This window comes from Pseudomonas sp. PSPC3-2, assembly GCF_049897085.1.
In the GTDB taxonomy this organism is placed as follows: domain Bacteria; phylum Pseudomonadota; class Gammaproteobacteria; order Pseudomonadales; family Pseudomonadaceae; genus Aquipseudomonas; species Aquipseudomonas paraveronii.
The window spans coordinates 292,721-318,142 of the sequence record NZ_JAFCVO010000001.1; the positions used below are offsets into that span (position 1 = coordinate 292,721).

27 protein-coding genes and 1 pseudogene are annotated in these 25,422 nt (G+C 59.1%); 15 read left to right on the forward strand and 13 right to left on the reverse strand.

What is annotated here, in order from left to right; genetic code table 11:
- Positions 1-53: 53 nt before the first annotated feature.
- Complete coding sequence (gene rnt / locus ACP7CJ_RS01260) at positions 54-725, reverse strand: ribonuclease T (protein WP_247396283.1); 672 nt, start codon at positions 723-725, stop codon at positions 54-56.
- On the reverse strand, positions 722-1,768 hold the full coding sequence (gene pyrC / locus ACP7CJ_RS01265; RefSeq protein ID WP_426099611.1) for a dihydroorotase: 1,047 nt from the start codon (positions 1,766-1,768) through the stop codon (positions 722-724). Before pyrC ends, rnt begins: the two co-directional genes overlap by 4 nt.
- 156 nt (positions 1,769-1,924) lie before the next feature.
- On the opposite strand from pyrC, the gene ACP7CJ_RS01270 reads away from it, so the two are divergent.
- From ACP7CJ_RS01270 to ACP7CJ_RS01280, 3 genes are all read left to right on the forward strand, one after another.
- Complete coding sequence (locus ACP7CJ_RS01270; protein WP_276196711.1) at positions 1,925-2,833, forward strand: flagellar protein MotY; 909 nt, start codon at positions 1,925-1,927, stop codon at positions 2,831-2,833.
- 129 nt (positions 2,834-2,962) lie between these two features.
- Entirely contained in the window at positions 2,963-4,180 is a 1,218-nt protein-coding gene (locus tag ACP7CJ_RS01275; protein WP_276196712.1) for an argininosuccinate synthase, read from the forward strand.
- A gap of 613 nt (positions 4,181-4,793) precedes the next feature.
- The gene (locus ACP7CJ_RS01280; protein ID WP_017844627.1) at positions 4,794-5,426 is read left to right on the forward strand and encodes a response regulator transcription factor; all 633 of its coding nucleotides are present in this window, start codon (positions 4,794-4,796) and stop codon (positions 5,424-5,426) included.
- An 87-nt stretch (positions 5,427-5,513) separates the two neighbouring features.
- On the opposite strand, the gene ACP7CJ_RS01285 is transcribed toward ACP7CJ_RS01280, so the two are convergent.
- The 8 genes and pseudogenes from ACP7CJ_RS01285 to metG form a co-directional block, all read right to left on the reverse strand.
- Positions 5,514-5,693 (reverse strand): PA3496 family putative envelope integrity protein, encoded by a 180-nt coding sequence (locus tag ACP7CJ_RS01285; RefSeq protein ID WP_247396274.1) that lies wholly within the window; start codon positions 5,691-5,693, stop codon positions 5,514-5,516.
- Between the two features lie 106 nt (positions 5,694-5,799).
- Positions 5,800-6,438: an endonuclease III gene (gene nth, locus ACP7CJ_RS01290; RefSeq protein WP_247396271.1), complete on the reverse strand. Its 639-nt coding sequence runs from the start codon at positions 6,436-6,438 to the stop codon at positions 5,800-5,802.
- Between the two features lie 25 nt (positions 6,439-6,463).
- A complete protein-coding gene (locus ACP7CJ_RS01295) occupies positions 6,464-6,958 on the reverse strand; it encodes an Rnf-Nqr domain containing protein (RefSeq protein WP_276196713.1) in 495 nt (164 codons plus the stop codon).
- Complete coding sequence (locus ACP7CJ_RS01300; RefSeq protein ID WP_426099610.1) at positions 6,951-7,535, reverse strand: RnfABCDGE type electron transport complex subunit G; 585 nt, start codon at positions 7,533-7,535, stop codon at positions 6,951-6,953. The genes ACP7CJ_RS01295 and ACP7CJ_RS01300 overlap by 8 nt, the downstream gene beginning before the upstream one ends.
- Positions 7,532-8,491 carry an RnfABCDGE type electron transport complex subunit D gene (locus tag ACP7CJ_RS01305; RefSeq protein ID WP_426099609.1) on the reverse strand — a complete coding sequence of 320 codons (960 nt, stop codon included), beginning with the start codon at positions 8,489-8,491 and terminating at the stop codon, positions 7,532-7,534. The genes ACP7CJ_RS01300 and ACP7CJ_RS01305 overlap by 4 nt, the downstream gene beginning before the upstream one ends.
- 556 nt (positions 8,492-9,047) lie before the next feature.
- Positions 9,048-9,419: pseudogene (gene rsxB / locus ACP7CJ_RS01310) on the reverse strand (electron transport complex subunit RsxB); the annotation flags it as partial.
- 17 nt (positions 9,420-9,436) lie between these two features.
- A complete protein-coding gene (locus ACP7CJ_RS01315) occupies positions 9,437-10,009 on the reverse strand; it encodes an Rnf-Nqr domain containing protein (RefSeq protein ID WP_247396257.1) in 573 nt (190 codons plus the stop codon).
- A 102-nt stretch (positions 10,010-10,111) separates the two neighbouring features.
- Positions 10,112-12,163, reverse strand: coding sequence for a methionine--tRNA ligase (gene metG, locus ACP7CJ_RS01320; protein ID WP_426099608.1), 2,052 nt, complete (start codon positions 12,161-12,163; stop codon positions 10,112-10,114).
- A 173-nt stretch (positions 12,164-12,336) separates the two neighbouring features.
- Here metG and apbC point away from each other — a divergent pair, with 173 nt between their 5' ends.
- Positions 12,337-13,431: an iron-sulfur cluster carrier protein ApbC gene (gene apbC, locus ACP7CJ_RS01325; protein WP_276196718.1), complete on the forward strand. Its 1,095-nt coding sequence runs from the start codon at positions 12,337-12,339 to the stop codon at positions 13,429-13,431.
- Between the two features lie 695 nt (positions 13,432-14,126).
- On the opposite strand, the gene ACP7CJ_RS01330 is transcribed toward apbC, so the two are convergent.
- The 3 genes from ACP7CJ_RS01330 to mutS form a co-directional block, all read right to left on the reverse strand.
- The gene (locus ACP7CJ_RS01330) at positions 14,127-14,873 is read right to left on the reverse strand and encodes a sulfite exporter TauE/SafE family protein (protein ID WP_276196719.1); all 747 of its coding nucleotides are present in this window, start codon (positions 14,871-14,873) and stop codon (positions 14,127-14,129) included.
- Between the two features lie 563 nt (positions 14,874-15,436).
- Positions 15,437-15,760 (reverse strand): ferredoxin FdxA, encoded by a 324-nt coding sequence (gene fdxA, locus ACP7CJ_RS01335; RefSeq protein ID WP_003222178.1) that lies wholly within the window; start codon positions 15,758-15,760, stop codon positions 15,437-15,439.
- Positions 15,761-15,903: 143 nt separating this feature from the next.
- On the reverse strand, positions 15,904-18,495 hold the full coding sequence (mutS, locus tag ACP7CJ_RS01340; RefSeq protein WP_426099607.1) for a DNA mismatch repair protein MutS: 2,592 nt from the start codon (positions 18,493-18,495) through the stop codon (positions 15,904-15,906).
- Between the two features lie 197 nt (positions 18,496-18,692).
- On the opposite strand from mutS, the gene ACP7CJ_RS01345 reads away from it, so the two are divergent.
- From ACP7CJ_RS01345 to ACP7CJ_RS01395, 11 genes are all read left to right on the forward strand, one after another.
- Complete coding sequence (locus ACP7CJ_RS01345; RefSeq protein WP_078833449.1) at positions 18,693-19,427, forward strand: LexA family transcriptional regulator; 735 nt, start codon at positions 18,693-18,695, stop codon at positions 19,425-19,427.
- Positions 19,428-20,022: 595 nt separating this feature from the next.
- Positions 20,023-20,367 carry a phage holin family protein gene (locus tag ACP7CJ_RS01350; RefSeq protein ID WP_426099606.1) on the forward strand — a complete coding sequence of 115 codons (345 nt, stop codon included), beginning with the start codon at positions 20,023-20,025 and terminating at the stop codon, positions 20,365-20,367.
- A 20-nt stretch (positions 20,368-20,387) separates the two neighbouring features.
- On the forward strand, positions 20,388-20,903 hold the full coding sequence (locus ACP7CJ_RS01355) for a hypothetical protein (RefSeq protein WP_426099605.1): 516 nt from the start codon (positions 20,388-20,390) through the stop codon (positions 20,901-20,903).
- A gap of 3 nt (positions 20,904-20,906) precedes the next feature.
- Complete coding sequence (locus ACP7CJ_RS01360; RefSeq protein ID WP_426099604.1) at positions 20,907-21,518, forward strand: phage baseplate assembly protein V; 612 nt, start codon at positions 20,907-20,909, stop codon at positions 21,516-21,518.
- Between the two features lie 9 nt (positions 21,519-21,527).
- Positions 21,528-21,860: a phage baseplate protein gene (locus ACP7CJ_RS01365; protein WP_276196776.1), complete on the forward strand. Its 333-nt coding sequence runs from the start codon at positions 21,528-21,530 to the stop codon at positions 21,858-21,860.
- Complete coding sequence (locus ACP7CJ_RS01370; RefSeq protein ID WP_276196777.1) at positions 21,857-22,852, forward strand: baseplate J/gp47 family protein; 996 nt, start codon at positions 21,857-21,859, stop codon at positions 22,850-22,852. The genes ACP7CJ_RS01365 and ACP7CJ_RS01370 overlap by 4 nt, the downstream gene beginning before the upstream one ends.
- Complete coding sequence (locus tag ACP7CJ_RS01375; RefSeq protein WP_426099603.1) at positions 22,849-23,487, forward strand: phage tail protein I; 639 nt, start codon at positions 22,849-22,851, stop codon at positions 23,485-23,487. The genes ACP7CJ_RS01370 and ACP7CJ_RS01375 overlap by 4 nt, the downstream gene beginning before the upstream one ends.
- Entirely contained in the window at positions 23,484-24,014 is a 531-nt protein-coding gene (locus tag ACP7CJ_RS01380) for a hypothetical protein (protein ID WP_426099602.1), read from the forward strand. Before ACP7CJ_RS01375 ends, ACP7CJ_RS01380 begins: the two co-directional genes overlap by 4 nt.
- A 47-nt stretch (positions 24,015-24,061) precedes the next feature.
- A complete protein-coding gene (locus tag ACP7CJ_RS01385) occupies positions 24,062-24,844 on the forward strand; it encodes a phage tail protein (RefSeq protein WP_426099601.1) in 783 nt (260 codons plus the stop codon).
- 12 nt (positions 24,845-24,856) lie between these two features.
- Positions 24,857-25,159: a hypothetical protein gene (locus ACP7CJ_RS01390; RefSeq protein WP_426099600.1), complete on the forward strand. Its 303-nt coding sequence runs from the start codon at positions 24,857-24,859 to the stop codon at positions 25,157-25,159.
- Between the two features lie 87 nt (positions 25,160-25,246).
- Complete coding sequence (locus ACP7CJ_RS01395; RefSeq protein ID WP_426099599.1) at positions 25,247-25,420, forward strand: hypothetical protein; 174 nt, start codon at positions 25,247-25,249, stop codon at positions 25,418-25,420.
- Positions 25,421-25,422: the final 2 nt, after the last annotated feature.

Genomic DNA, 25,422 nt, shown 5'->3' on the forward strand with positions numbered 1-25,422 from the left:
GTACAAAAAAACCGGCCTGAGAAGGCCGGTTTTTTTATACGTGGGATTTCACTTCAGTCGCTGAAGTCTTCCCAGCCGCCCATCTGTTTCCAACGGTTGACGATGCCGCAGAACAGCTCGGCAGTCTTTTCAGTGTCGTAGCGGGCCGAGTGGGCTTCGCGACCGTCAAAGTCGATACCGGCGGCCTGGCAGGCTTTGGCCAATACGGTCTGGCCGTAAGCCAGGCCAGCGAGCGTAGCGGTGTCGAAGCTGGAGAACGGGTGGAACGGGTTACGTTTCATGTCCAACCGCGCCACGGCGGCATTCAGGAAACCCAGGTCGAAACTGCTGTTGTGCCCCACCAGGATCGCGCGTTTGCAGCCATTGGCCTTCAACGCCTTGCGCACGCCACGGAAGATATCGGTCAACGCCGCTTCTTCACTCACCGCCATGCGCAGTGGGTGATCGAGCTTGATCCCGGTAAATTCCAGGGCCGCTGCTTCGATATTGGCGCCTTCGAACGGCTCGACGCGGAAGAAGTGCGTGTGTTCTGCGAACACAAAGCCCTGTTCGTCCATGCCGATGGTCGTCGCGGCGATTTCCAGCAGTGCATCGGTGGCGCAGTTGAAGCCACCGGTTTCTACGTCGATGACAACCGGCAGATAGCCGCGAAACCGCTCGGCCATCGGGTGACGGGAACCGCCACCGCTGTGCTCGTGTTCGTCATCGTAATGGTCTTCACTCACTTGCTTTCCTCCAGCAGGCGCCAGCGCAGTGTTTCACCGGCGCGCAGCGGGATAACAGTCAGCTCGCCAAATGGCAGGCTGGCGGGGGCGGTCCAGTCTTCACGAACCAGGGTGATGCGGTCGGTATTCGCCGGCAGCCCGTAGAAGCGCGGGCCATTGAGGCTGGCGAAGCCTTCGAGTTTGTCCAGGGCGTTGCGCTGTTCGAACGCTTCGGCGTACAGCTCGATCGCCGCATAGGCGGTGTAGCAACCGGCACAACCACATGCAGCTTCCTTGGCATGCTGGGCGTGGGGAGCCGAGTCGGTGCCGAGGAAGAACTTCGGGTTGCCGCTGGTCGCGGCATCCAGCAGGGCCACCTGATGGGTGTTGCGCTTGAGAATCGGCAGGCAATAGAAGTGCGGCCGAATCCCGCCCACCAGCATGTGGTTGCGGTTGTAGAGCAGGTGATGGGCGGTGATGGTCGCGCCGACGTTGGCCGAGGCCTCGGTGACGAACTGCACCGCGTCGGCCGTGGTGATGTGTTCGAACACCACCTTGAGGGCCGGGAACAGCTCGACCACGCGGCGCATATGCTCGTCGATGAAGACTTTTTCGCGATCGAACACGTCGACATCCCCACGGGTGACTTCACCGTGGATCAGCAGCGGCATGCCGACTTCGGCCATCGCTTCGATCGCCGGCAGGATCTTGTCGATACTGGTCACGCCGGAATCGGAGTTGGTGGTCGCACCCGCCGGGTAGAGCTTGGCGGCGTGTACGAAACCGCTGGCCTTGGCCTGGCGGATTTCGTCGGGCTGGGTGCGGTCGGTCAGGTAGAGCACCATCAGCGGTTCGAAGCGGCTGCCGGCCGGCCGCACAGCGAGGATGCGCTGGCGATAAGCGTCGGCTTCAGCGGCATTACGCACCGGAGGTACCAGGTTAGGCATGATGATGGCGCGGCCAAACGTGCGCGCAACATCGGCCACGGTTTGGGGTAACGCAGCACCATCGCGAAGATGAATATGCCAGTCGTCGGGACGCAGCAGGGTCAGGCGGTCGGACATTGGGGATTCCAGGCGGGTCAATCTGGTGGGAATGCTACCGGAAAAGACTCTTGCAGGCACTCGCTATCAAGTTTTGCAGGATGCATCCGATAGCCTTTGGTATGCCTTAACGATGTATGACGCTTTGAAGTGTTGTAGAAACCAGTGGAGCCTCCCGTGCGCCAGCATTATTTAGCCCTGCTCAGTGTGTTTGCCAGCCTGCCTGCGATGGCCCTCACGTTTCAGACACGTCTGGAGAATATTGAGTGGAAGGTGGAGGGCGACAAATTCGAGTGCCGTTTGACCCAGCCGATCACTGATTTCGGCTCGGGCGAGTTCGTGCGCCGGGCCGGTGAGCAGGCGACATTCCGCCTGAAAGCCTATAACGGCTCGCTCGGCGCGGGATCGGCGACCTTGCTGGCGGCTGCTGCGCCTTGGCAACCGGGCCGGGGTGATATCAACCTCGGAGCCGTGCGTGTCGGCAGTGGCGACGTGTTGTTCAACAGTTCCCAGGCCCAGGCCGGGCGGCTGTTCAATGGCCTGCTCGAGGGGCGCAGTCCGACCGTGCGGCATTACGGGCGTGAAGGTGGCTATTCGGAAATTCGCCTGTTGCCGGTGAGATTCAACAAGGCCTACAACGACTATCAACTGTGTACTACCAAGTTGCTGCCGATGAATTACGATCAGGTCAAGCAGACCGAAGTCGGCTTCCCCGGTGGCGGCATCGAGCTGGACGCTTCGGCCAAGAGCAAGCTGGCGGTGATCGTTGAATTCATGAAAGCCGATCCGACGGTCAACCATATCGAACTGAATGGTCACTCCGACAATAGTGGCAATCGCCTGACCAATCGCGATGTCTCGCGCCGTCGCGCATTGGCGGTAATGGACTACTTCAAGGCCAACGGCGTGCAGGAATCGCAGATCACCATGCGATTTCACGGCGAAAGCTATCCCTTGGCGCCCAATACCAACGCCGCTAACCGAGCGCGCAATCGCCGCGTCAATATCCAGCTCGAACGCGTGGCAGCCCCTGAGAAGCCTGCGGCCCAGGCCGCGCGGCCGAGCAACCCCGCGGCCACGTCATAAGCTGCGACCATCGGTCGCCCGCTCGACATAATCTGTCGCTTTATCTTCATTTGCTGTCGCGCCCCTGTAATTTCGCGGTTTTGATCGGTAGAATCGTTGCCTTTCCGTAAAACCCCGTGGAGTGATGGCATGGCCGACGTAAACAAGGTCGTTCTCGCGTATTCCGGCGGCCTGGACACTTCGGTGATCCTCAAGTGGCTGCAGGATACTTATAACTGTGAAGTGGTGACCTTCACCGCTGACCTGGGTCAGGGCGAAGAGGTCGAACCTGCACGTGCCAAGGCGCAAGCCATGGGCGTCAAAGAGATCTACATTGACGACCTGCGCGAAGAGTTCGTCCGCGACTTCGTTTTCCCGATGTTTCGCGCCAACACCGTCTACGAAGGCGAGTACCTGCTGGGTACCTCCATCGCACGTCCGCTGATCGCCAAGCGCCTGATCGAAATCGCCAACGAAACCGGCGCTGACGCCATTTCCCATGGCGCCACCGGCAAAGGTAACGACCAGGTGCGTTTCGAACTGGGCGCCTATGCGCTCAAGCCGGGCGTGAAAGTGATTGCCCCTTGGCGTGAATGGGACCTGCTGTCCCGTGAAAAGCTGATGGATTACGCTGAAAAGCACGCAATCCCGATCGAGCGTCATGGTAAGAAAAAGTCCCCGTACTCGATGGATGCCAACCTGTTGCACATCTCCTATGAAGGCGGCGTGCTGGAAGACACCTGGACCGAGCACGAAGAAGACATGTGGAAGTGGACCGTCTCCCCGGAGAACGCTCCCGACAAGCCGCAGTATCTGGAACTGACCTACCGCAACGGCGACATCGTCGCGCTGGACGGCGTCGAAATGACCCCGGCCACCGTACTGGCGACCCTGAACCGTATCGGCGGCGCACACGGTATCGGCCGTCTCGACATCGTCGAGAACCGTTACGTGGGCATGAAGTCCCGTGGCTGCTACGAAACCCCAGGCGGCACCATCATGCTGCGCGCCCACCGCGCCATCGAGTCGATCACTCTGGACCGCGAAGTGGCTCACCTCAAAGACGAGCTGATGCCCAAGTACGCCAGCCTGATCTACACCGGCTACTGGTGGAGCCCTGAGCGTCTGATGCTGCAACAGATGATCGACGCTTCCCAGGCTCACGTGAACGGTGTTGTGCGCCTGAAGCTGTACAAGGGCAATGTGATCGTCACCGGTCGCAAATCCGACGAGTCGCTGTTCGACGCCAACATCGCCACCTTCGAAGAAGATGGCGGCGCCTACAACCAGGCGGACGCAGCAGGCTTCATCAAGTTGAATGCACTGCGCATGCGCATTGCGGCCAACAAGGGTCGCAAGTTGTTCTGAGTGTTCCAGTCGAAATGAAAAGTGGCCCCTTGTTCAGGGGCCATTTTTTTTGCCCGTAAAAAAGGCACAACGGCCCTGATGTTTAAAGTTGTTTACGGTTGTGTAAAGTCTGTCGAGGGTTCGGCGTTTCAAAAACTTTGATACTTGGCGCGCCGAGGAATGAATTATTTACACCTGAATAGGAACTATGTCTTACAGAAAATTCACTCAAGAAAGTGCGGCGTAGATGTAAGTCGCGGAAAGTTCTGTAGGAAATTTATGGTGTAAATAAATATGTTAAATGGAACTGAAATCATCAGATTTTTTTTACCCGTCCGTCCGTGTGGTAGCGGCATGCAAGGGGCATTTCCTGAAACTGGTGTGCGCTGCGTTTACGACTGGCCCCCTAACCACCGGATATTTCTCTCAAAATATGTACGAGCCCGGAAAGGTCTGAAGGGCTCCATAAAACTCGAAACATCTGAGTTGGTGATTTTTTGTAGGTTAATTCCTATCTCGTTGTGGGTTGGGTCTCTGCTTGCTGTTGCTCGGGGTGGAACGCTATGCCAACTAGGAAACGACTAGGCTATTGTGCTTGCTCTGAATAATTCGAACAGCGAAATTGGACTTTCTCATGAATAAAGTGCTGATCGTGGATGATCATCCCGTCATTCGTCTTGCTGTGCGCATGCTAATGGAGCGTCATGGTTATGAGGTCGTTGCCGAGACCGATAACGGTGTCGATGCGTTGCAACTTGCGCGGGAACATATGCCGGACATTGTCATACTGGATATTGGGATTCCCAAACTCGATGGCCTGGAAGTTATCTGCCGGCTGTCGTCGACCAAGCAGGCCACACCGTTCAAGGTGCTGGTCCTGACTTCCCAGGCCCCGGGTCATTTCTCCATGCGCTGCATGCAAGCGGGGGCGGCCGGGTACGTGTGCAAGCAGCAGGACCTGACGGAATTGCTGAGTGCCATCAAGGCGGTGCTGTCCGGCTACAGCTACTTTCCGAACCAGGCGCTGAATTCGGTGCGTTCCACCATGGGCAATGCCAGCGAGGCCGACATGGTCGAGCGCCTTTCGGGGCGCGAGATGATGGTGTTGCAGCAACTGGCGCGCGGCAAAACCAACAAGGAAATCGCCGACGGCATGTTCCTCAGCAACAAAACTGTCAGCACCTATAAGACGCGGTTGCTGCTCAAGCTCAATGCCCGCTCACTGGTCGATCTGATCGAGTTGGCTCAACGCAATGGACTGGTCTAGAGGAGGGCGCCACCACATGGCTTGATAGCCAGGCGAATCGGCAGAAAAAAGCCTCCGTCAGGGAGGCTTCCGGCCGTTCTCGGCCGATCAGAGGTCGAAGTCGTAATCGGCCAGCTGTTTTTGCAAGCGTCGCTCTTCCAGGAGGTTATCGATGGTGCGGCGTTTGCTTAGATTGGTCTTGGCTACCTCTACAGGTGTTTCCTCTCCACCGTCATCCGACTCAACAAGGTCATCTTCCACTTCCAGTTGTTCTTTGCCAGTGCTCATAAGGTTAACTCCGGGCTAAGACTGCCGTTGGCGCTCCTTATAACGATATTCCATGAGCGGGTAAAAAAGATTTTTTCAATCGATGGATCGAAAAACCAATGATCTCTCAATCGTCCGACGTCTTGTCCTTGTATTCGCACAGGTCTTCGATGCGACAGCTGCCACAGCGCGGCTTGCGGGCTTGGCAAACGTAGCGTCCGTGAAGGATCAGCCAGTGGTGCGAATCGAGCAGATACGGCTTGGGGACAAACTTCATCAGTTGTTTTTCCACTTCCACCACATTCTTGCCGCGGGCAATGCCGGTGCGGTTACTTACGCGGAAAATGTGGGTGTCCACGGCCATGGTCAGTTGCCGGAATGCCGTATTGAGCACAACGTTGGCCGTCTTGCGGCCCACTCCCGGCAGAGCCTCCAGCGCTTCACGAGTCTGCGGCACTTCACCGTTATGCCGTTCGACCAGCAGGCGGCAGGTCTCGATGACATTCTTCGCCTTGCTGTTGTATAGGCCGATGGTCTTGATGTATTCAGACAAACCTTCCACGCCCAAAGCATGGATCGCTGCCGGGGTGTTCGCCACGGGATATAGCTTGGCCGTGGCCTTGTTGACGCCAACGTCTGTGGATTGGGCCGAGAGAATCACCGCAATCAGCAACTCAAACGGCGTTGAGTAAGCCAGTTCGGTTTTGGGTTCCGGATTGTCTTCGTGAAGCCTGCGGAAAATTTCCAGGCGTTTTGCGGCGTTCATGGGGCAGGCGATTCCTTGCTGGAGGTCAGCGTGATTGTGAAAAATGGGCCCAGGCCTGCAACCCAGCGAGCAATAACCCGAGCAGGATAAACCCGGCCGGCATCAATTGGGTGGCGGCAGTGGCGCGTAACACCCCCAGGATGATCATGAGTGCGGCGAACAGAGCGACTAACCGTAGCTGCGCCTTGCGCTGGTCCGCCTCAAAGAAAGCATTATGTTCCAGGACGACGCATTGCACGCTGATCAGCGCGAGGTAGATGCCCAACTGCTGATACATCGGTAGCGCAAATGCCTGTAACAGTAACTGCGCACAGCTGACCAGCGTAGCGGCGACCGTCAGGCTGGCACCCAACCGCAGGGGCGCGCTCAGGCGTGAGCGCAGCGCGCGCATGGCCAGGCCGTAGAGCGTCACGATCAGCGCCGACAACGCCAGGAAACTCAGGGCTTTGGGCAGGGTGTCAGTCACGCCGAGCAACGGTGCCAGCATCGATGCATTGGCCAGGCCAACGGCTCTAGTCATGGGCGTCGGGCTCCAGCAGGGATGAGCGGTGCTCGTCGAAATAGCGCAAAGCGTCGTGGACGGCACTGATCACCGCTCGGGAGGTGAGGGTGGCACCGGCTATTTGATCGAAGGTCGAGCCTTGCATGTCCGTGCGCGAACGCCCCTTGAATGAAGCCAGCCAAGGGTTGCCGGGCTCGCTGATATGCCCACCCAGGCTTGGGGTTTCCGATTGCGCCAGGGTTTTGATTCCCAGCAGCTTGCCGTCGCGGTCGATGGCGATCAGCAGTTCGATCGGCCCAGCGTAGCCGCTGGTCGTCAAACGAAGCAGTACCGCGCGGGGTTGGCCCGACAGGGTCACCCGATAGCCACCCTGCAGTTGGCTCTCGGCGAGGGGCTGTGGGGCGATGGTCAGCGGGTGATCCAGTGGCTGATTGTCATAGCGGTCGGCGGGTAGCAGGTCGCGCAGCGCCTGGCGCTGTAGCGCCTGAACCTGGCGCGCGGCGTGATCGGCGGTCAGGTGCTGAAGGGTGAGGACCAGCGTGCCGCCGCCGATGGCGATCAGCAACGCCAGCAACACACCTCTGCTCGATTTCATCGGCTGACCGCTGGCTGTTTCGCTGCCACCAGGCGTTCCAGTGCCGGCACGGCCAGGTTCATCAGCAGCACCGCAAAGGCTACACCGTCCGGGTAACCTCCCCACGTGCGAATCAGATATGTCAGCACGCCCACGCCCGCCCCGAACAGCAGCCGGGCCGTGGGGCTTTTCGGGCCCGAGACCGGCTCGGTGACGATAAAAAATGCGCCGAGAACGGTGGCGCCGGTCAGCAGATGAAACAGCGGCGAGCCCTGGGAGTCAGAGCCCGAGCCATTCCAGCACAGCAAGCTGATCACAAAGAGGCTGCCCAGCATGCCCAGCGGCGCGTGCCAACTGAATACCCGCTGGCGTAACAGCCACAGACCGCCCACCAGAAACGCCAGGTTCACCCACTCGCTGCCCTTGCCGCCGAAATGCCCAAATGCCGGGCTGCGAGCGAACAGTTCATCGATGGTCAGGCTCTTGTTCAGTCGCAGGGCATCCAGTGCAGTCGCCTGGGCCCAGGCATCGGGCGCGTCGCGTTGCAGGCCGAATACCTGTTGTGCGCCGGCCAGCAGGTCCAGGCCGTGGGTGGCCGGCCAGTGCGTCATGAGTTGCGGAAAGGCCACCAGCATCAACGCATACCCGACCATGGCCGGGTTGAAAGGGTTGCGATGGCCACCGTACAGGTGCTTGCCCAGCAGCAGCCCAGTGGCGACGGCCGCCACGCACAGCCACCAGGGGCAATAGGGCGGCAGTGCCAGGGCGAGCAAGGTGGCGCTGACCAGGCTGCTCAGATCGCTGCCACGCTGCCCCCGCAGGCGTTGCACGCCCGCATCTACCAACAGTGCGCCGCCCGTCGCCAGCAACAGATTGATCAACACGCCCCAACCGTATAACCAGAACATCGCCACCGCACCCGGCAGCGTCGCCAGCAACACCCGTTGCAGGGCTTGCTGAGGCTCAAGCGTGGCCATGGGCATCCACCTGGCGCTGTGCTGCGTCGAGCTTGTCGTGCGCCTCGGACAGCTGCTGTGGATCGGCGTTCTGATCCTGGGCTTTTTTCAATTCGGCGCGACGCATTGCCAGTTGGATCTTGGCGCGCTTGAGATCGGCGTTGCTGTCGGGGGCCGGTGTTGCGGGCGCGAGGTTCACCTCCAGGGCGGTTAGTGCTTGCTCTGCGGCTTCGAACTGTCGTTGCAGGACGATCAATTGCGATTGCTGTTCAAGGGTGGGCGGATGACCGAATGCCTTCAAGGATTTGTGCAACTGCGCACGGCTCATCGCCACGTTGATCTTGGCTTTCTTGATCGCGGCATCCTGGGCTGCCTGGGCCGTATCGATCGGCACGGCGGCCAGCGGCGCGGCACGCTTGGCTCGGGCCAGGCGTTCGGCCTGCTTGTGTTCTTCTTCTCGTTGCAGGCGCGCGTTTCGTTGCTCAAAGCGTCGTCGTGCGCGGTCACGCTTTAAGCCGCGCTCGCGGCGCTCGTGGTCGTTGGTCGCCAGGCCGCCGACAATCGGCAGCACCGTCGCCAGCGGGTGCATTTCGATGCAGTCGACCGGGCAGGGCGCGACGCACAGGTCGCAACCGGTGCATTCGTCGATGATCACGGTGTGCATCAATTTGGCCGCGCCGACAATCGCATCCACCGGGCACGCCTGGATGCATTTGGTACAACCGATGCATTCGGCTTCGCGGATGTAGGCAATCTGTGGCGGCGCTTCGCCGTGGCTGGCGTCCAGCGTCAGCACCGGCACGTTCAGCAACTGCGCGAGTGCGCCGATCGTTTCCGGCCCTCCCGGCGGGCACTTGTTGATGGCTTCGCCTTGGGCAATGCCTTCGGCGTAGGGCTTGCAGCCCGGGTGCCCGCATTTGCCGCATTGGGTTTGCGGGAGCAGCGCGTCGATACGTTGAATCAGGTTCATGCTTTGATCATTGCGTTGAAACCCAGAAAAGCCACCGCCATCAGCCCGGCGCTGATCAGTTCGACCGGCAGGCCGCGGAAGGGCAGCGGAATGTCGTTGTCGGCGATCCGCTGGCGCAAGTCGCTGAACAGGCTCAGCACCAGCCAGAAGCCGAGCCCGGCGCCCAGGCTCAGTGCCGCCATGTGTGCCAGACCCTTGTCGTCTTCAATGCCCAGCAACACCACGCCCAGTACCCCGGCGTTGCCCAGTAGGAGTGGCCATAACCCCTCCGTCGGCAGTGTGGGGCGCAAGCGCGTGAGCAAGCCGAGCACCGGGCGGATCAGCAGCGCGGTCAGCGGTAAAAACACAAACAGTCGCAGGGCGGTCATCGCCAGCGGCTGCAGCAGGTAGTGGTCCAGCAGATAGCCCAGCATGCTGCTGACTGCCATCAACACGGTGGTGGCAATCCCCAATGCATGCACCCGCGAGCGTGAGTGCGCAGCCAACATCGGGTCGACGGCCAACGGCATCTGCAACACGAAGTTGTTGATCAGGGCGGCGCTGACAAGGGTGAGGAGCATATCGGTCATGGGCATGCCGGTTAAGCAAACAGGGCCTGATTATCCGGTAAGCGAGAAGGGGGTACTAGCTGAAAAGCCCTGTCGCCGCGACGACAGGGCTGTTTGCAGGGCTTACTTGATGCGTTGACCCGGCTTGGCGCCGCTGTCAGGGCTCAGCAGGTAGATTTCTTCGCCGCCGGGGCCGGCCGCCATCACCATGCCTTCGGAAATACCGAACTTCATTTTCCGTGGCTTGAGGTTGGCGATCATCATGGTCAGGCGCCCATTGAGCTTGGACGGGTCCGGATAAGCGCTCTTGATCCCGGAGAACACGTTGCGTTGCTCGTCGCCGATGTCGAGGGTCAGGCGCAGCAGCTTGTCGGCACCTTCCACGGCTTCGGCCTTGAGGATCAGCGCAACCCGCAGGTCCACGGCGGCAAAGGCGTCGAACTCGATCTCCGGGGACAGCGGCTCCTTGACCAGTTCGCCGTTGCCGGCCGGCGTCGATTCGCCGGTGTCTGTCGGGCTGGCGACCAGGTCTTCTTTCGAAGCGTCGCTCATGGCCTGGACTTTTACCGGATCGATGCGGGTCATCAACGGCTTGAACTCATTCAACTGATGGTTGCTGAGCAAGGTGGCGTGATCGTTCCAGGTCAGCGGCGCGACGTTGAGGAACGCCTCGGCATCCGCGGTCAGCAACGGCAGCACCGGCTTGAGGAAGATCACCAACTGGCGGAACAGGTTGACGCCGGTGGCGCAGATGGCCTGGACTTCCGCCTGTTTGCCTTCCTGCTTGTTCAGCGACCACGGCGCCTTGTCGGCGATCCACGCGTTGGCGCGGTCGGCCAGGCCCATGATCTCGCGCATGGCGCGGGCAAAGTCGCGGGCCTCATAGGCGTCGGCAATGCTTGGCGCGGCGGCCAGGAACGCGTCAGTCAGTTCCGGCGCGGCATTCTCGGCCACCAGCACACCGGCGTTGCCCTTGTGGATGAAACCGGCGCAACGGCTGGCGATGTTGACGACTTTGCCGACGAGGTCCGAGTTGACCTTCTGTACGAAGTCTTCCAGGTTCAGGTCGAGGTCGTCGACGCCACGGCCCAGCTTGGACGCGTAGTAGTAGCGCAGGTATTCCGGCGACAGGTGATCCAGGTAGGTGCGCGCCTTGATAAAGGTGCCACGGGACTTGGACATCTTCTGGCCGTTGACGGTCAGGTAGCCGTGTACGTTGATGCCGGTCGGCTTGCGGTAGCCCGAACCTTCGAGCATCGCCGGCCAGAACAAGGCGTGGAAGTTGACGATGTCCTTGCCGATGAAATGGTACAGCTCGGCGGTGGAGTCCTTGCCCCAGAACGCGTCGAAGTCCAGCTCCGGCGTGCGGTTGCACAGGTTCTTGAAGCTGGCCATGTAGCCGATCGGGGCGTCCAGCCACACGTAGAAATACTTGCCCGGCTCGCCTGGAATCTCAAAGCCAAAATACGGCGCATCGCGGGAGATGTCCCACTGTTGCAGCCCGGCATCCAGCCATTCGGCGATCTTGTTGGCGACGGCATCCTGCAGGGTGCCGCTGCGCGTCCAGGTTTGCAGCATCTGCTGGAAATCCGGGAGTTTGAAGAAAAAGTGCTGGGAATCCTTGAGCACCGGGGTGGCGCCGGAGATCGCCGACTTCGGGTCCTTCAGGTCGGTGGGTGCGTAGGTGGCACCGCATTTTTCGCAGTTGTCGCCGTACTGGTCCTCGGTGCCGCATTTCGGGCAGGTGCCCTTGATGAAGCGGTCGGCCAGGAACATTTTCTTTTCCGGGTCGAAATACTGGGTGATCGAGCGCGTGGCAATGTGCCCGGCGTCCTTCAACCGCAGGTAGATCTGACTCGACAGCTCACGGTTTTCGTCGGCGTGGGTCGAGTGGAAGTTATCGAAGTCCACCAGGAACTCGGCAAAGTCGGCGCTGTGTTCAGCCTGCACATTGGCGATCAGTTGTTCCGGGGTGATGCCTTCCTTTTCGGCGCGCAACATGATGGCCGAACCGTGGGCGTCGTCCGCGCAGACATAGATGCATTGATTGCCGCGATGCTTCTGGAAGCGCACCCACATATCGGTCTGGATGTACTCAAGCATATGGCCAAGATGGATCGAACCATTGGCATAGGGCAGGGCGCTGGTGACGAGGATCTTGCGTGGCTCGGACATTGGGGCTCGGCTACTTGATGAAACGGAGGTCGGTCACTATAAAGCGCCGGGAAATATATTTCACCCCGTGACGCTGTTTCAGAATCTTCCCGGCCTGCGAAAGCATGCCGTTAAGCCGCTGGAACGGTTAGGATAGCCGCCTGTTTTAGTCAGTCTTTTTTCGGGAGTAGCCCATGAGCGCCGTCAATCGCGCAGCGGTGGAAGCCGTTCTTCGCCAATACACCGACCCCTATTTGAACCAAGACCCGGTCAGCGCCGGCTGTGTACGCGCCATCGAGGTCCAGGGCGACCAGGTGTCGGTCCGGATGGAACTGGGCTACGCCGCTGGCCTGTTCAAGAGCGGCTGGGCGCAGATGCTGCAAATGGCCATCGAAGGCCTGGACGGTGTGCGTTCGGCCAAGGTCGACATTCAATGTGTGATCGCCCCGCACAAGGCCCAGGCGCAGATCCCCGGCCTGGCTAACGTGAAAAATGTGGTGGCCGTGGCCTCCGGCAAGGGTGGCGTGGGTAAATCCACCACGGCGGCTAACTTGGCGCTGGCGCTGGCGCGCGAAGGCGCTCGCGTGGGGATTCTCGACGCGGATATCTACGGCCCAAGCCAGGGCGTGATGTTCGGCATTGCCGAGGGCACTCGCCCGAAAATCAAGGACCAGAAGTGGTTCGTGCCCATCGAGTCGCTGGGTGTGGAAGTGATGTCGATGGCGTTCCTGACCGACGACAACACACCGATGGTATGGCGTGGGCCGATGGTCTCCGGCGCCTTGCTGCAACTGGTCACCCAGACCGCCTGGGGCGATTTGGACTACCTGGTGATCGACATGCCGCCAGGCACTGGTGATATCCAACTGACCCTGGCACAAAAAGTCCCGGTGGCCGGGGCGGTGATCGTCACCACCCCCCAGGACCTGGCGTTGCTGGACGCGAAGAAGGGCGTGGAAATGTTCCGCAAGGTCAACATTCCAGTGCTGGGCGTCGTGGAAAACATGGCGGTACACATCTGCTCCAACTGCGGCCACGCCGAGCATCTGTTCGGCGAGGGGGGCGGCGAGAAACTGGCCACCCAGTATGGTGTCGAGTTGCTCGCCTCGCTGCCGCTGGCAATGGTGATTCGTGAACAGGCCGATGGCGGCAAACCGACAGTGGCTGCCGAGCCCGACGGCCAGATCGCCATGGTTTATCAGGAGCTGGCGCGTCACGTGGGCGCGCGGATTGTGCTGCAGGAAGCGGCTGCTCCGGCCATGCCGACAATTACAGTCAGCGACGACTGAGCCCGTCGTAGGAAACAAGCCTCGAATTTGTCGGGGCTTTTTCTTGTCCGCAGAACGGCCGGGCATTGCTTGCTGCGCTCTTACACCGTTGCTCGTGTAAGCATTTGCTTACTTTCACGTAAGTGTTTGGTTTTTTTAGCGTTGCCGGACGTCTCGAATTGTCTGGCTATATTTCTAAACAATTGAAATATAACAATTATTTATTGGCTTTCGAGCGCGATTGCTCTGCAGGCAGCGGTTTGGGTTGCGTTGTACTTCCGTGGGAACTGGATACTATCAGCCCTGTGTCCACGGATTGACACAGCCATCAAGGAACGATGGTTTGAAGGAACGTCGCAGGATGCGATTCATCAGGATGATGAAAAAGGAATACAGGGACTAGGGAAAAAATGTGGGCGGGTCATACCGCCCCTTTTTTTGCCTGCAGAAAAGTAAAACGCCTGCCCCAGACACAAAAAAGGCCCACAAGGTTATTTCCGTGAATGGGAAATGCATAGGTAGTGTCTTTTTTTGATTCGGGCCCATCTGGCTCTGCACGGGCGTAAGGCCATTGAGTTACCTTATAAGTGCATGCTTATTTATGCCACCGTCTGGATTGAATCAAGTCGTTTCGACTTAATAGTCCCCCTTTGTGCGGCGGCAGTAAGCGTTTCGGGAACACACCTTCCGATGTGGATGGGCTGCGTGATTTCTGCTCACCAGAACAGCATCCTCAATGCCAGCGCGATCACGACGATATTAAAAACGCACTCCATCCACTGGTCACCCTTCTTTAGCGCAAACTTCGCGCCGGCATTTGCACCCAATAGCGTGCCAATAACCAGGCAAAGTCCGTACTGCCAGTTAATGATTCCGCTGACGCCGAAAATTATTAGCGAGCCCACGGAGAGGACGAGTCCGCCGACTTTGCGGGTACCCACCGATTCGCTGATGGTCTTTCTGAAAAAGATAATGAATAAATACGTCGAGAGTTTGGCTTGTCCACCGAATAACCCGCCGATCATTCCTACTGGGATGAAGAGGATATAGCCAAACAGACGCCTGATCGCAGAGGGCGGTGTTTCGCCGCTACGAGGTTTTTTTATAAGGGAGAGTGCCACCAGCAACAATGTCAGCCCGCCAATTATTTTATGCAACAGCGCGGGATCTATTTGAAGAAGAAGGCTCGCTCCTCCCAAAGCCCCGGCGAGCCCCAGTGCCGCAGCTGGCACGGCAAGCGCATAATCGACCTTTCCCTGATTATGGAAGTGCCGCAGTCCGGCAATCATGGTGCCTACCGAGGCCAGGCGTGCGGTGGCGATCGACGACTGAGGCGCAATTCCCAGCCAGATCATCACCGGGACGGTTAAAAACACACTCCCACCGGTGTTGGTCCCGACGAATCCAGTTATTAATCCGAGGAAAACCAGGCCGGCGCCAGTCAGCCACTCATGCCCCATCATGTTGAGATGCTCGCGTAGGATTAACGTGCACGGTTTATTCGCTTAAGTAAGCAGGGTCTACGCAGCGATAGCAATTTCTGTTTCGGGAATTGGCGGTCACATTCATCGCCTTAAATGGCGAAGGCCACCACGCCACGGGCTAGCGCGTCCGGTAAATGATCTGAACGCATAATTTTGGCGTTCGGAAGGCGTGTTTGCCGTTCGCGGACAAGTCGTCAACGGGCGTGGTCGGGCAGTGTTCGAGGTCGGCTTTGCCTGTGCAATTCGTAAGTTGCCGGGAGGCTGATCTCACATCCTCTCCAGGGAGTGGGCATGAGGACCGTGCTATGAATGGGGGCTACCGCGCAGCTTAGAGCTTATGCCACGAACGAATCGAATAATGAGAAAAGCGCCACCCGCGTCGCCGGCGTTTAGAAGCTACGATGCAATCCGATGTGTCTATATATCGCAAGGCTTTTAGACTCAAAAGCCTGCGCCCATTAGGCGTTATGGTCGCTCACGCACGAATTATGTACGCCAGGATATAACGCCTTAGCGGGCCTTTTTATTGGGCAGCGACGCTGTCAGCGCTCGAGATCTTTGATCTTGCCTTTCACACCGTCCCACTCTTCCGCATCCGGCAACGACTCTTTCTTCTCCGTGATGTTCGGCCAGATTTCCGCCAGTTCGACGTTCAACTGGATAAATTCCTGCATATCTTCCGGGACCTCGTCCTCGGAGAAAATAGCGACGGCCGGGCATTCAGGTTCACACAGGGCGCAGTCAATGCACTCGTCCGGGTGGATGACCAGGAAATTCGGGCCTTCGTAGAAGCAGTCCACCGGACAGACTTCTACGCAGTCGGTGTATTTGCACTTGATGCAGTTGTCGGTGACGACGAAGGTCATTTCTAATTTTCTCCTCAGGCGGCGGCAGCGAAACCCCTTATGGTGGGGCCCGCGAGGTTTGAGAGCGATAGTCTGCGGACCAGGCTAAAAAGCCCGCAGCATCCCAAACCGCGCGAGATAATATCAGCTTGCAAGCGTCTGCGTTAGATCCGTGTCTTCAGTGTGTAGAGCATTTCCAGCGCTTTTCGCGGTGTCAAGTCGTCCAGGTCAAGTTTTGCCAACTCATCCAGCACCGGATGGGGCAGGCTGGCGAACATATCACTCTGGTGTGGCGCGCTGGATTTGCTGCTGGCCTTCTTCGGGCTGGCGATCACGGTTTCGTGGGGCAGGGCGGTGGCCTCCAGGCGGCTGAGGTGCTCGCGGGCGCGGGTGATCACGTCGTTCGGCACACCGGCCAACTGCGCCACGGCCAGGCCGTAACTCTGGCTGGCCGGCCCTGGCAACACATGGTGCAGGAACACGATACGCTCGTTGTGCTCGGTGGCATTGAGATGCACGTTGGCCACCAGCGGCTCGCTTTCCGGCAGCACGGTCAGTTCGAAGTAATGGGTGGCGAACAGCGTATAGGCGCGCAGGTGCGCCAGGCGCTCGGCCGCCGCCCAGGCCAGGGACAGGCCGTCGAAGGTGCTGGTGCCGCGGCCCACTTCGTCCATCAGCACCAGGCTGCGCTCGGTGGCGTTGTGCAGGATGTTCGCGGTTTCGCTCATTTCCACCATAAAGGTCGACCGGCCACCGGCGAGGTCATCGCTGGAACCAATCCGCGTGAAGATGCGATCCACCAGGGACAGCTCGCAACTGGCCGCCGGTACAAAGCTGCCGATATGCGCCAGCAACACGATAAGTGCGGTCTGGCGCATGTAGGTGGATTTACCGCCCATATTCGGACCGGTGATCACCAGCATGCGGGTATCGTCATCCAGCGACAGGTCGTTGGCGACGAACGGCGTGGTCAATACCTGCTCCACCACCGGGTGGCGACCCTGAACGATGCGCATGCACGGCTCGCTGACAAACCGCGGGCAGTTCAAGTCAAGGTTCAGCGCACGTTCGGCCAGGTTGCTCAGCACATCCAGTTCCGCCAGTGCGGCGGCGGTGTCTTGCAACGGCGCCAAGCGGCCGATCAAATCTTCGAGCAGCGCTTCATACAGCATCTTTTCCCGCGCCAAGGCACGGCTCTTGGCCGACAGTGCCTTATCTTCGAACGCTTTCAGCTCCGGGGTGATGAAGCGCTCGGCACCTTTTAGGGTTTGACGACGTTGATAGTCGATGGGCGCCTGCTCGGCCTGCTTGCTCGGCAACTCGATGAAGTAGCCATGCACGCGGTTGTAACCGACCTTCAGGTTGGCCAGGCCGGTGCGCGCTTTTTCGCGGGCTTCCAGGTCAATCAGGAACTGCCCGGCGTTCTCGCTCAGGGACTGCAGTTCATCCAGTTCGCTGTCGTAGCCAGTCTTGAGCACGCCGCCGTCACGGATGATCGCCGGCGGGTTGTCGATGATGGCTTTTTCCAGCAGCGCCGCCAGGTCCGGGTAGGTGCCAGCAGTTACTGCGAGTTGTTGCAGGTGTGGCGTGTCCAGTTCGGCCATCGCCACTTGCAGTTGCGGCAGGGCGCTCAAGGCATCACGCAGACGCGCCAAGTCACGGGGCCGCGCGTTGCGCAGGCCGATCCGCGCCAGGATACGCTCGATATCGCCGATTTCTTTCAACTGCGGCTGCAGCTTTTCGAAGCGATAGCCGTCCAGCAGGCAGGTAATCGACGTCTGCCGCGCTTGCAATACCGTTAAATCCCGCAGCGGGCGGTTCAGCCAACGGGTCAGCAAGCGGCTGCCCATGGCGGTCTGGCAACGGTCCACCACCGATTGCAGAGTGTTGTCGCGGCCGCCGGCCAGGTTGGTGTCCAGTTCCAGGTTACGACGGCTGGCGCCATCGAGCACGACGGTGTCGTCCAGGCGCTCATGGCGCAGGCTGCGCAAGTGCGGCAGGGCGGTGCGCTGGGTTTCCTTGGCATAGCTGAGCAGGCAACCGGCGGCGCCGATGGCCAGGGTCAGGGTTTCGCAACCGAAGCCCTTGAGGTCCTGCACGGAGAACTGTTGGCAGAGGCTTTTCAGCGCTGAATCACGCTCGAAATCCCACGGCGCGCGACGCTTGGTCCCACGACGACGTTCCGCCGGCAGGTCCTTTGGCCAATCATCCGGGATCATCAGCTCCACCGGATTGATACGCTCCAGCTCCGCCAGCAGGTTCTCCCAGCCTTTGGTCTCCATCACGCTGAAGTTGCCGCTGGTGATATCCAGTACCGCCAGGCCGAACAAGCGCTCATCGCCGAGCACCGCAGCGATCAGGTTATCGCGCCGCTCATCCAGCAGCGCCTCATCACTCACCGTCCCCGGCGTAATAATGCGCACCACCTGACGCTCCACCGGCCCCTTGCTGGTGGCCGGGTCGCCGATCTGCTCGCAGATCACCACCGACTCGCCCAGCTTCACCAGCTTGACGAGGTAGCCTTCCAACGAATGGTAAGGAATCCCACACATCGGAATCGACTGCCCCGCCGACTGCCCACGCGCGGTCAGGGTAATGTCCAACAACTTGGCGGCCTTCTTCGCGTCTTCGTAGAAGATCTCGTAGAAATCGCCCATGCGATAGAACATCAACTGATCAGGGTGCTGGTTTTTCAGGCGCCAGTACTGCTGCATCATCGGGGTGTGGGAGGACAGATCGGAAGTGTTTTTACTCATCGGATAATTAGCGAATTCGTTAAAAGGAGTGGGGCAAAGGGGCGCTTGGCCCAGCTGATTTTGCGATGGCGGCAAGGTTAACACGCGAGGTCGACCGTTCGCAGGCCCGCTCAGAAGTCACGGAAAATGCATAAAAATGCATAGTCAATGCAAATTAGCATTTGCCAAGCCTGAAATCTGTCGTCACTATCCGCTTTATGCAAAAACGCAACGTTTCTATTGTCTTAAGAGAGCTGCTGGACCGCGACCGGATCTCCCCCACGGAGCTTCACCGGCGTACCGGCGTGCCTCAATCCACGCTGTCCCGGATCCTCAGCGGCAAGATCGTTGACCCCTCGGACAAGCACATCTCCCGCATCGCCGAGTACTTCCGCGTCAGCACCGACCAACTGCGCGGGCGCGCGGCGGTGGGCGTTTCGCGGGATGACGGGCGCGACCCGATGCATTCGGAACTCAAGGACATAAGCCTGTGGGATGACGACACCCCCGTGAATGACGACGAGGTGTCGATCCCCTTTTTGCGTGAGGTTGAATTGGCTGCTGGATCAGGAAGATTCGTCATCGAGGAAAGCGAAAAGGCCAGTCTGCGGTTCGGCAAGCGCAGCCTGCGGCATAACGGCGTGCAGTTCGACCAGGCCAAGTGCGTGACGGTGCGCGGCAACAGCATGTTGCCGGTGCTGCGTGATGGCGCGACGGTGGGGGTGAATGCGGGCAAGAGCGCGATTGGCGACATCGTCGATGGCGACTTGTACGCCATCAATCACAATGGCCAGTTGCGGGTCAAACAGCTCTATCGCCTGCCTTCCGGGATTCGCCTGCGCAGTTTCAACCGCGATGAGCACCCGGACGAGGACTACAGCTTCCAGGACATCCAGGATGAACAGATCAGCATCCTCGGTCACGTCTTCTGGTGGGGCATGTACGCCCGTTAACCTTCTCGCGTAAGACAAAGCCCGCCAATGAGCGGGCTTTTTTTCGTCCGTTGAAAGGCATCAAACCCTTTGCTAGCAAGGCTCTAAATGCATCAGTGCATTTTCATGCTGAAAATAAATGCACTTGTGCATTGACTGTATATGCATACATGCATATTCTTTGTCTCAAGCCGGCCAACAAGGTCCGGTGGAGGCGGCAAGGATGCTGCCAAGGAAGACAAGGAAGGCACGCAACATCGGCACGGACGCCATCGAAGCGATGGCAGGGATGCCAAGCAACACCGGCAAGGATGCCGACGCTCTTTAGTTTCACCGTTTTACAAGAACAGGCAGCGATGAACCGGCCTTAACGGTTCAGAGGGTTGGCAACTGACCCGGGTGTGCAGCGTAAAGCACCAGAAGCAGTTATCCGGCAGACAGGGATCGTGGTCGGAAAAACATCGAGGAAAGATCCGTACCGCGCCAGTAGCGCCGAAAGATTGAGGACCGCATTACTGAAAAGCCCGGGCAACCGGGCTTTTTGGAATGCCTACCTATAAATGGTTTTACCCAAACACCGGCATTCTGCCGGCATTGCTCAGCCAGGAGGCGTGACATGACAAACGAGCAGCAAGCGTTAGCGGAAATGCCTATCTGGCTGGTGATCGTACTGGCGCTGATCGGCGGAGTTTCCGGCGAAATGTGGCGTGCCGACAAGGAGGGCGCCCGTGGTTGGTCGCTGATCCGGCGCCTGGCGCTGCGGTCTGGGGCGTGCATGGTCTGCGGGGTCTCGGCGTTGATGCTGTTGTACGCCGCCGGCATGTCGATCTTGACCGCCGGCGCCCTCGGTTGCCTGACAGCCATGGCCGGTGCGGACGTCGCCATCGGCCTTTATGAACGTTGGGCGGCCAAGCGCATTGGCGTAAACGAGGCCCCGCCCTCCCGCCCGGATCAGCAGTAACCGCTGCAAGGACGCGACTGATGACATTTATCGAAAAACCTTCCCAACTGCCCATCGCAATTGGCGCAGCGCTCAAGGGCGCCTTCCCACAATTGCGCGTGGGCAATCACCAGGACTTCCAGAGCGCCGGGGATAAAACCGGCGTGCTGATTACCGTGGAACGCAACGGCCCCGGCGTTCGATCCCTTGAAGGGCGCAAGGCCCATGCACTGTCGGTGTCACTCATGGCCAGGGTTGCCAGTGGTTCGGCGCCTTACGACGCTTGCGACCTGGCCAGCCAATTGATGGATTTGGCCCTCGATAATCGCTGGGGCCTGCCGGCGGACCAGTGCGACCTGCCAACCGCCATCGTCGCGGCGCCGACCCTACAGGGCAGTACCGAAACGGACTACGACACCTGGACAGTGTCCTTCACCCAAAACATCTACCTCGGCCCGCCATTACTCGAAGATCCCACCGGAAAACCTCTGTTTGCCTGCACGTGGGAAGTCTCGAGTATCGACGATCCTGACCAATACCGACCCTTGCAGGAGTAGTCCATGTTCGATGCGCTGTTACGCATGCAACTGGGACCGATCGTCGAGCGCCTGGCGGAAATGGAGGCCCAGCTCGAAGATCTGTACCGCCGTGCTGAAAGCTACTGTCGGATCGGCATCTGCCAGCAGGTCGACGCCGCCAGCAATACCTGCACCGTCAGCCACGGTGATTTGCTCACTCCAGCGATTCGTTTTTTCAACCCCAGTGCGGGGGCGCAGACTGAAACGCGGATTCCGTCAGTGGGCGAACAATGCTTGCTGCTCAACTATGGCGGCGGGGAAGGCGCTGCGCAGTCGGTGGCGCTTTTCGGGCTCAACAGTAGTCTGTTTCCGCCGGTCTCCAGCGTTGCGTCGGTGACCCGGCGCCGCCATCAGGACGGCACACAAAGTGACTATGACGACGCCAGCCACACGTTCAACTGGACCAACGGACCAACCGTCTTCAGCGGCTCCCGCGAACAGATCGAAGCGAAGATCGGCGCCGCCACGCTGCGGCTGACCGCCAACCACATCACCTTGCAACTCGGCGCCGTCGGCCTGCTATTGGATGCTGGCGGCGTGCATTTGAGCGGCCCGCTGGTGGATCACCAGGGCCGCGTGATCAGCACCGCATAAGGATTTGCCATGATCGGAATCGATAGGAACACCGGGGCAGCCGTCGATGACTGGCTGCAATTCGTGCAGCGCGCCACCCGAGCGCTGACCACCCCCGTGGGCACTCGCCAGAAGCGTCCGTTGTACGGCTCGCTGATCCCCCAACTGCTCGGGCAGAACCTCGGCGACGACCTCTTGATCCTCGCCCAAAGCCACGCCGCCCAAGCGTTCTACAACGTCGAGAACGGCATCGCCGACTTTCAACCCCAAGTCATCGTCGCCACCCGCCAGGGCGCCGGCCTGTTGCTGCGGTTTGCCGGCACCTGGAAAAACCGCCAACAATCCTTCGAGGTCATGACATGAGCATGCTGATCCCTGGCCAGAACCAACTGGCGGAGCCGGCGATCATTACCGTCGACGCGTTCGAGCCGTTGCTGGCGGAGTTCAAGGCGTTTGTCATCGACTACGTCGCCACCCGTGCGCCGCAAAGCGCCGCCAAACTCAAGGTCAGCCTCGACAACGAAAGCGAACTGCTGACCCTGGCCCTGGAAGCGTTTTGCGTGCGCCTGCAAACCCACGAACGCAAGTACAACGCGCGCATCAAGCAGATGCTTGCGTGGTGGGCCACCGGCAGTAACCTCGACGCACGCCTGGCCGATATGGGGCTGGAGCGCCAGGTGCTGGACCCCGGTGACCCGGCGGCCTTCCCGCCGGTGCCGCCGACATTGGAAAGCGACGACGACGCACGGCTGCGCTATTACTTGGCGCCCCACGCGCCGGCGGCGGGTTCGCGCATGCAGTATCGCCGCGAGGTGTTCACCCTCGGCGAACGACCGGCGGTGAACGTGCAAAGCGCGACACCGGGTGTCGTCACGGTCACCTATACCTTCGACCCGGATGGCTATGCGGCGCAGGTCAAGGATGGCAACGGCCGACGCACCGCCCCCGGTGAGGTGAGGGTGACGGTGCTGTCCAGGGACGGTGATGGAACCCCTTCTGCCGATTTGCTTGACGGCGTGCGCAGACATTTCGCACGGCCCGATGTACGGCCGGAAACGGATCTCGTCACGGTCCAAAGTGCGCAGATCCAACGCTACAAGATTCGCGTCGTGGCCAAGATCAACGCCGGCCCGGATTCGGGCCTGACCCAAGTGGCCGCGCAGCAGTTGCTGCAAACCTACGCCGAGTCCTGCCACCGCCTGGAAGGGCGAGTGGACCCGAGCTGGATCGACTACGCCATCCACAGTGCCGGAGCGGCGCAACTGCAAATCCTTGAACCGCTGGCGCCGATTGTCTGCTCGGCGTTCCAGGCACCGTATTGCACGGGCGTCGAGGTGGAGGTGCGCACGCTATGAGTGAACCCAAATCGAGTTTGTTGCCCGCCAATAGCTCACCGTTGGAAAAGGCGTTGGACCTGGGGTTTGGCACGTTGCTCGAGCGGATCATGCCGCCGTTTCCGGCATTGATGAACCCGCTGCAAACACCCTCCGAATTCCTTCCCTACCTGGCCGCCGATCGGGGCGTCAGCGAATGGGACGCGGATGCCAGCGAGGCGGAAAAGCGTCTCACCGTGGGCTTGTCCTGGCAGATCCAGCGCCAGGCGGGCACGCCCAAGGCCTTGAGTTATGCGGTGGAGTCGCTGGGTTTCAGCCCCAACATTAGCGCCTGGTATCAACAGCGGCCGCTGGGCGTGCCTTACACCTTCGATGTGCAGGCGATCATCGGGCGCAGTTGGTCCAGCGGCGACCATAACCGCTTGATCCGCCGTATCAACGCCGCGAAGAGCGAGCGCGATCAGGCGACGATTACCGTGGTTCACCAGACGCAAGCACGCCTTGGCCTGACCGCGATTGTCCACGCCCCGTTTAACGACAGCGAGTTCAGCCTGCAGGGCGTATTACCCGAACTTGCCTTGGGCGCTCGACTTAACAGTGCCGGCGTTGCCCGGCACTACACCATTAACGACTACGACCTCAGGGCGCAGCCATGACAGATGACATTACGCGCCTGGTGCGCTTCACCTCCAAAGGTTTGGATGAAGTGCTGCAGGCAAAGAACCAGGGCTTGAAAGGCGAAATCACCCACATCGGCGCCGGCACCGGCCGCTACAACCCTGACGGCACGGAAGTGGCCTTGCGTGACGAGCGCCAGCGGGTCGCCATTGTGGATTACGAGGATTTGGGCGAGCGCCAACTCAGGATGGCCGCGCTGTTCGATGGCGAAGGCGAGTATGAGATTGGTGAGTTTGGTTTTTACCTCGCCAGTGGGACGCTGTTGGCGGTGTATTCCGTTGCAGGGAAGTTGCTGACGTATAAAGCGGCGGCGGCTCGGGTGCTGCAGAAGTTTACGTTGGATGTTTCGCCGTTGCCGGCGGAGAGCGTGACGATTGTGGTGGGGAGTGAAAACCTGAATGTGTTGCTGGCTGAGGAAATCGCGATTATGGCGGCGGCATCGGTTGGCAATATGTCTCGCCACGTCGACTTGATGCTCAGGGTTATGCACCTCGAAGCTAAATAATTGCACCTGCAAAAGTGCTGAAAAGAAAACATGACAGGGAGTTAATGATGGGGATTGAAGCGACTATTACGAAAGTTGTGGATGCGTGTAACAAACTCACGGAAACGGTTACCAATCAAATTGGGAAAATTGATGCTCGAGTAGATGTCGCATCGAGTCAGTTCACGGCTTGGCGTAATAGTGTGCAGGCGAAGGATATTAACGGGCGTGCGCTTTATAAACAAGAGATTGATCTCACCGGTTTGTCAACGGATGTGTTTTACCCAGTCTGGTGGACGATGCCTGGTAACGAAGCAGGGGAAACCGAGATCACTATATCGAGATATTTTTCGCGAGATAGCCAAAAGGCGCCGTTCGGAGAAGGAGTGGTTCACATTGCTGGCCTAAGTTTGCAACTTGAAGGTATTGGTTACATATGGAGTGGTGACTCAAATTTCATGGCAGTTAAGCGTATCTCGCAAACCTACCGTGAGACTGTACGTGGAATTTCATTTGGTATGATTTGTACTGCTCGAGCTGTAACAGGGCTAAGGCCTATGTACTTGGGGTTGGCCGCAGGGCAGTTGACCAATGCTCCACAATTTTCGGGGGTGTATCTGAGAGGTGGGTTGAGTTATTCGATCACTAAAACATTTGATTATCCAATAAGTTTTAGCAAGGTTGATAGTGAGGTGAGTATGAGCGATGACGTCACCGCTGACTGGGAAGTGCGTTGGGCCGTTAAACCTTATTCTATGGCGCAGGCTGATGCTGTTATTGGTAAGGTATATCCAAATAAGAGTTATGCATATTCTTATGATAATGATGCTCGCTACACGTCTAAAGTCTAGGGAGGATATGACATGGATTTGCTCATTGAGGACGTAATTACCCCCGCTGGTAATGTTCTTATTAATGTTCCAGCTGATATTCAGACGCTAACAGGACTTGGATTTAGTGAGGGTGCCGCACACTTGCTGATTGAGAAAGCCTCCGCAGCGGCGGCCCTAGCGACATTGATTGCTGCTCGTCGTGCCGCTTATGTCAGTGAAGCCGACCCGTTGTATCTCGAGTGGCAATACGACGGTACTGTTGAAAAAGAGAAAGACTGGCGAGCCAAAGTCGCTGAAATTAAGGTGCGTTTTCCTCTAATGGAAAACAACTGACACACAACCGCGAAAGCGGTTTTTTTTTCGCCCCCAAAGCCCCTCCCGCAGGGGCTTTGGCGTTCTACACCCGGAGATTTTCCCACCATGCCTAACCGCCAAACCTACACCGTCCTAATCCCATTCCCCACCGGCGCCGGCCATTGGTCCACCGCCGGCCAGGAATTGGAACTGCTGGACGTCGAAGCATCCGCCCTGCGCACCGCCGGCCGCTTGGAACTGACCAGCGTCCTCAATACCACCCCCAAGGAGGCTGAATAACC

Excerpts from the sequence above, each read along its gene's own strand:
- pyrC (WP_426099611.1), bottom strand. The coding sequence starts at position 1,768 with ATGTCCGACCGCCTGACCCTGCTGCGTCCCGACGACTGGCATATTCAT.
- ACP7CJ_RS01275 (WP_276196712.1), top strand. The coding sequence starts at position 2,963 with ATGGCCGACGTAAACAAGGTCGTTCTCGCGTATTCCGGCGGCCTGGAC.
- ACP7CJ_RS01280 (WP_017844627.1), top strand. The coding sequence starts at position 4,794 with ATGAATAAAGTGCTGATCGTGGATGATCATCCCGTCATTCGTCTTGCT.
- ACP7CJ_RS01285 (WP_247396274.1), bottom strand. The coding sequence starts at position 5,693 with ATGAGCACTGGCAAAGAACAACTGGAAGTGGAAGATGACCTTGTTGAG.
- nth (WP_247396271.1), bottom strand. The coding sequence starts at position 6,438 with ATGAACGCCGCAAAACGCCTGGAAATTTTCCGCAGGCTTCACGAAGAC.
- ACP7CJ_RS01295 (WP_276196713.1), bottom strand. The coding sequence starts at position 6,958 with ATGACTAGAGCCGTTGGCCTGGCCAATGCATCGATGCTGGCACCGTTG.
- ACP7CJ_RS01300 (WP_426099610.1), bottom strand. The coding sequence starts at position 7,535 with ATGAAATCGAGCAGAGGTGTGTTGCTGGCGTTGCTGATCGCCATCGGC.
- ACP7CJ_RS01305 (WP_426099609.1), bottom strand. The coding sequence starts at position 8,491 with ATGGCCACGCTTGAGCCTCAGCAAGCCCTGCAACGGGTGTTGCTGGCG.
- ACP7CJ_RS01315 (WP_247396257.1), bottom strand. The coding sequence starts at position 10,009 with ATGACCGATATGCTCCTCACCCTTGTCAGCGCCGCCCTGATCAACAAC.
- metG (WP_426099608.1), bottom strand. The coding sequence starts at position 12,163 with ATGTCCGAGCCACGCAAGATCCTCGTCACCAGCGCCCTGCCCTATGCC.
- apbC (WP_276196718.1), top strand. The coding sequence starts at position 12,337 with ATGAGCGCCGTCAATCGCGCAGCGGTGGAAGCCGTTCTTCGCCAATAC.
- ACP7CJ_RS01330 (WP_276196719.1), bottom strand. The coding sequence starts at position 14,873 with ATGATGGGGCATGAGTGGCTGACTGGCGCCGGCCTGGTTTTCCTCGGA.
- fdxA (WP_003222178.1), bottom strand. The coding sequence starts at position 15,760 with ATGACCTTCGTCGTCACCGACAACTGCATCAAGTGCAAATACACCGAC.
- mutS (WP_426099607.1), bottom strand. The coding sequence starts at position 18,495 with ATGAGTAAAAACACTTCCGATCTGTCCTCCCACACCCCGATGATGCAG.
- ACP7CJ_RS01345 (WP_078833449.1), top strand. The coding sequence starts at position 18,693 with ATGCAAAAACGCAACGTTTCTATTGTCTTAAGAGAGCTGCTGGACCGC.
- ACP7CJ_RS01350 (WP_426099606.1), top strand. The coding sequence starts at position 20,023 with ATGACAAACGAGCAGCAAGCGTTAGCGGAAATGCCTATCTGGCTGGTG.
- ACP7CJ_RS01355 (WP_426099605.1), top strand. The coding sequence starts at position 20,388 with ATGACATTTATCGAAAAACCTTCCCAACTGCCCATCGCAATTGGCGCA.
- ACP7CJ_RS01360 (WP_426099604.1), top strand. The coding sequence starts at position 20,907 with ATGTTCGATGCGCTGTTACGCATGCAACTGGGACCGATCGTCGAGCGC.
- ACP7CJ_RS01365 (WP_276196776.1), top strand. The coding sequence starts at position 21,528 with ATGATCGGAATCGATAGGAACACCGGGGCAGCCGTCGATGACTGGCTG.
- ACP7CJ_RS01370 (WP_276196777.1), top strand. The coding sequence starts at position 21,857 with ATGAGCATGCTGATCCCTGGCCAGAACCAACTGGCGGAGCCGGCGATC.
- ACP7CJ_RS01375 (WP_426099603.1), top strand. The coding sequence starts at position 22,849 with ATGAGTGAACCCAAATCGAGTTTGTTGCCCGCCAATAGCTCACCGTTG.
- ACP7CJ_RS01380 (WP_426099602.1), top strand. The coding sequence starts at position 23,484 with ATGACAGATGACATTACGCGCCTGGTGCGCTTCACCTCCAAAGGTTTG.
- ACP7CJ_RS01385 (WP_426099601.1), top strand. The coding sequence starts at position 24,062 with ATGGGGATTGAAGCGACTATTACGAAAGTTGTGGATGCGTGTAACAAA.
- ACP7CJ_RS01390 (WP_426099600.1), top strand. The coding sequence starts at position 24,857 with ATGGATTTGCTCATTGAGGACGTAATTACCCCCGCTGGTAATGTTCTT.
- ACP7CJ_RS01395 (WP_426099599.1), top strand. The coding sequence starts at position 25,247 with ATGCCTAACCGCCAAACCTACACCGTCCTAATCCCATTCCCCACCGGC.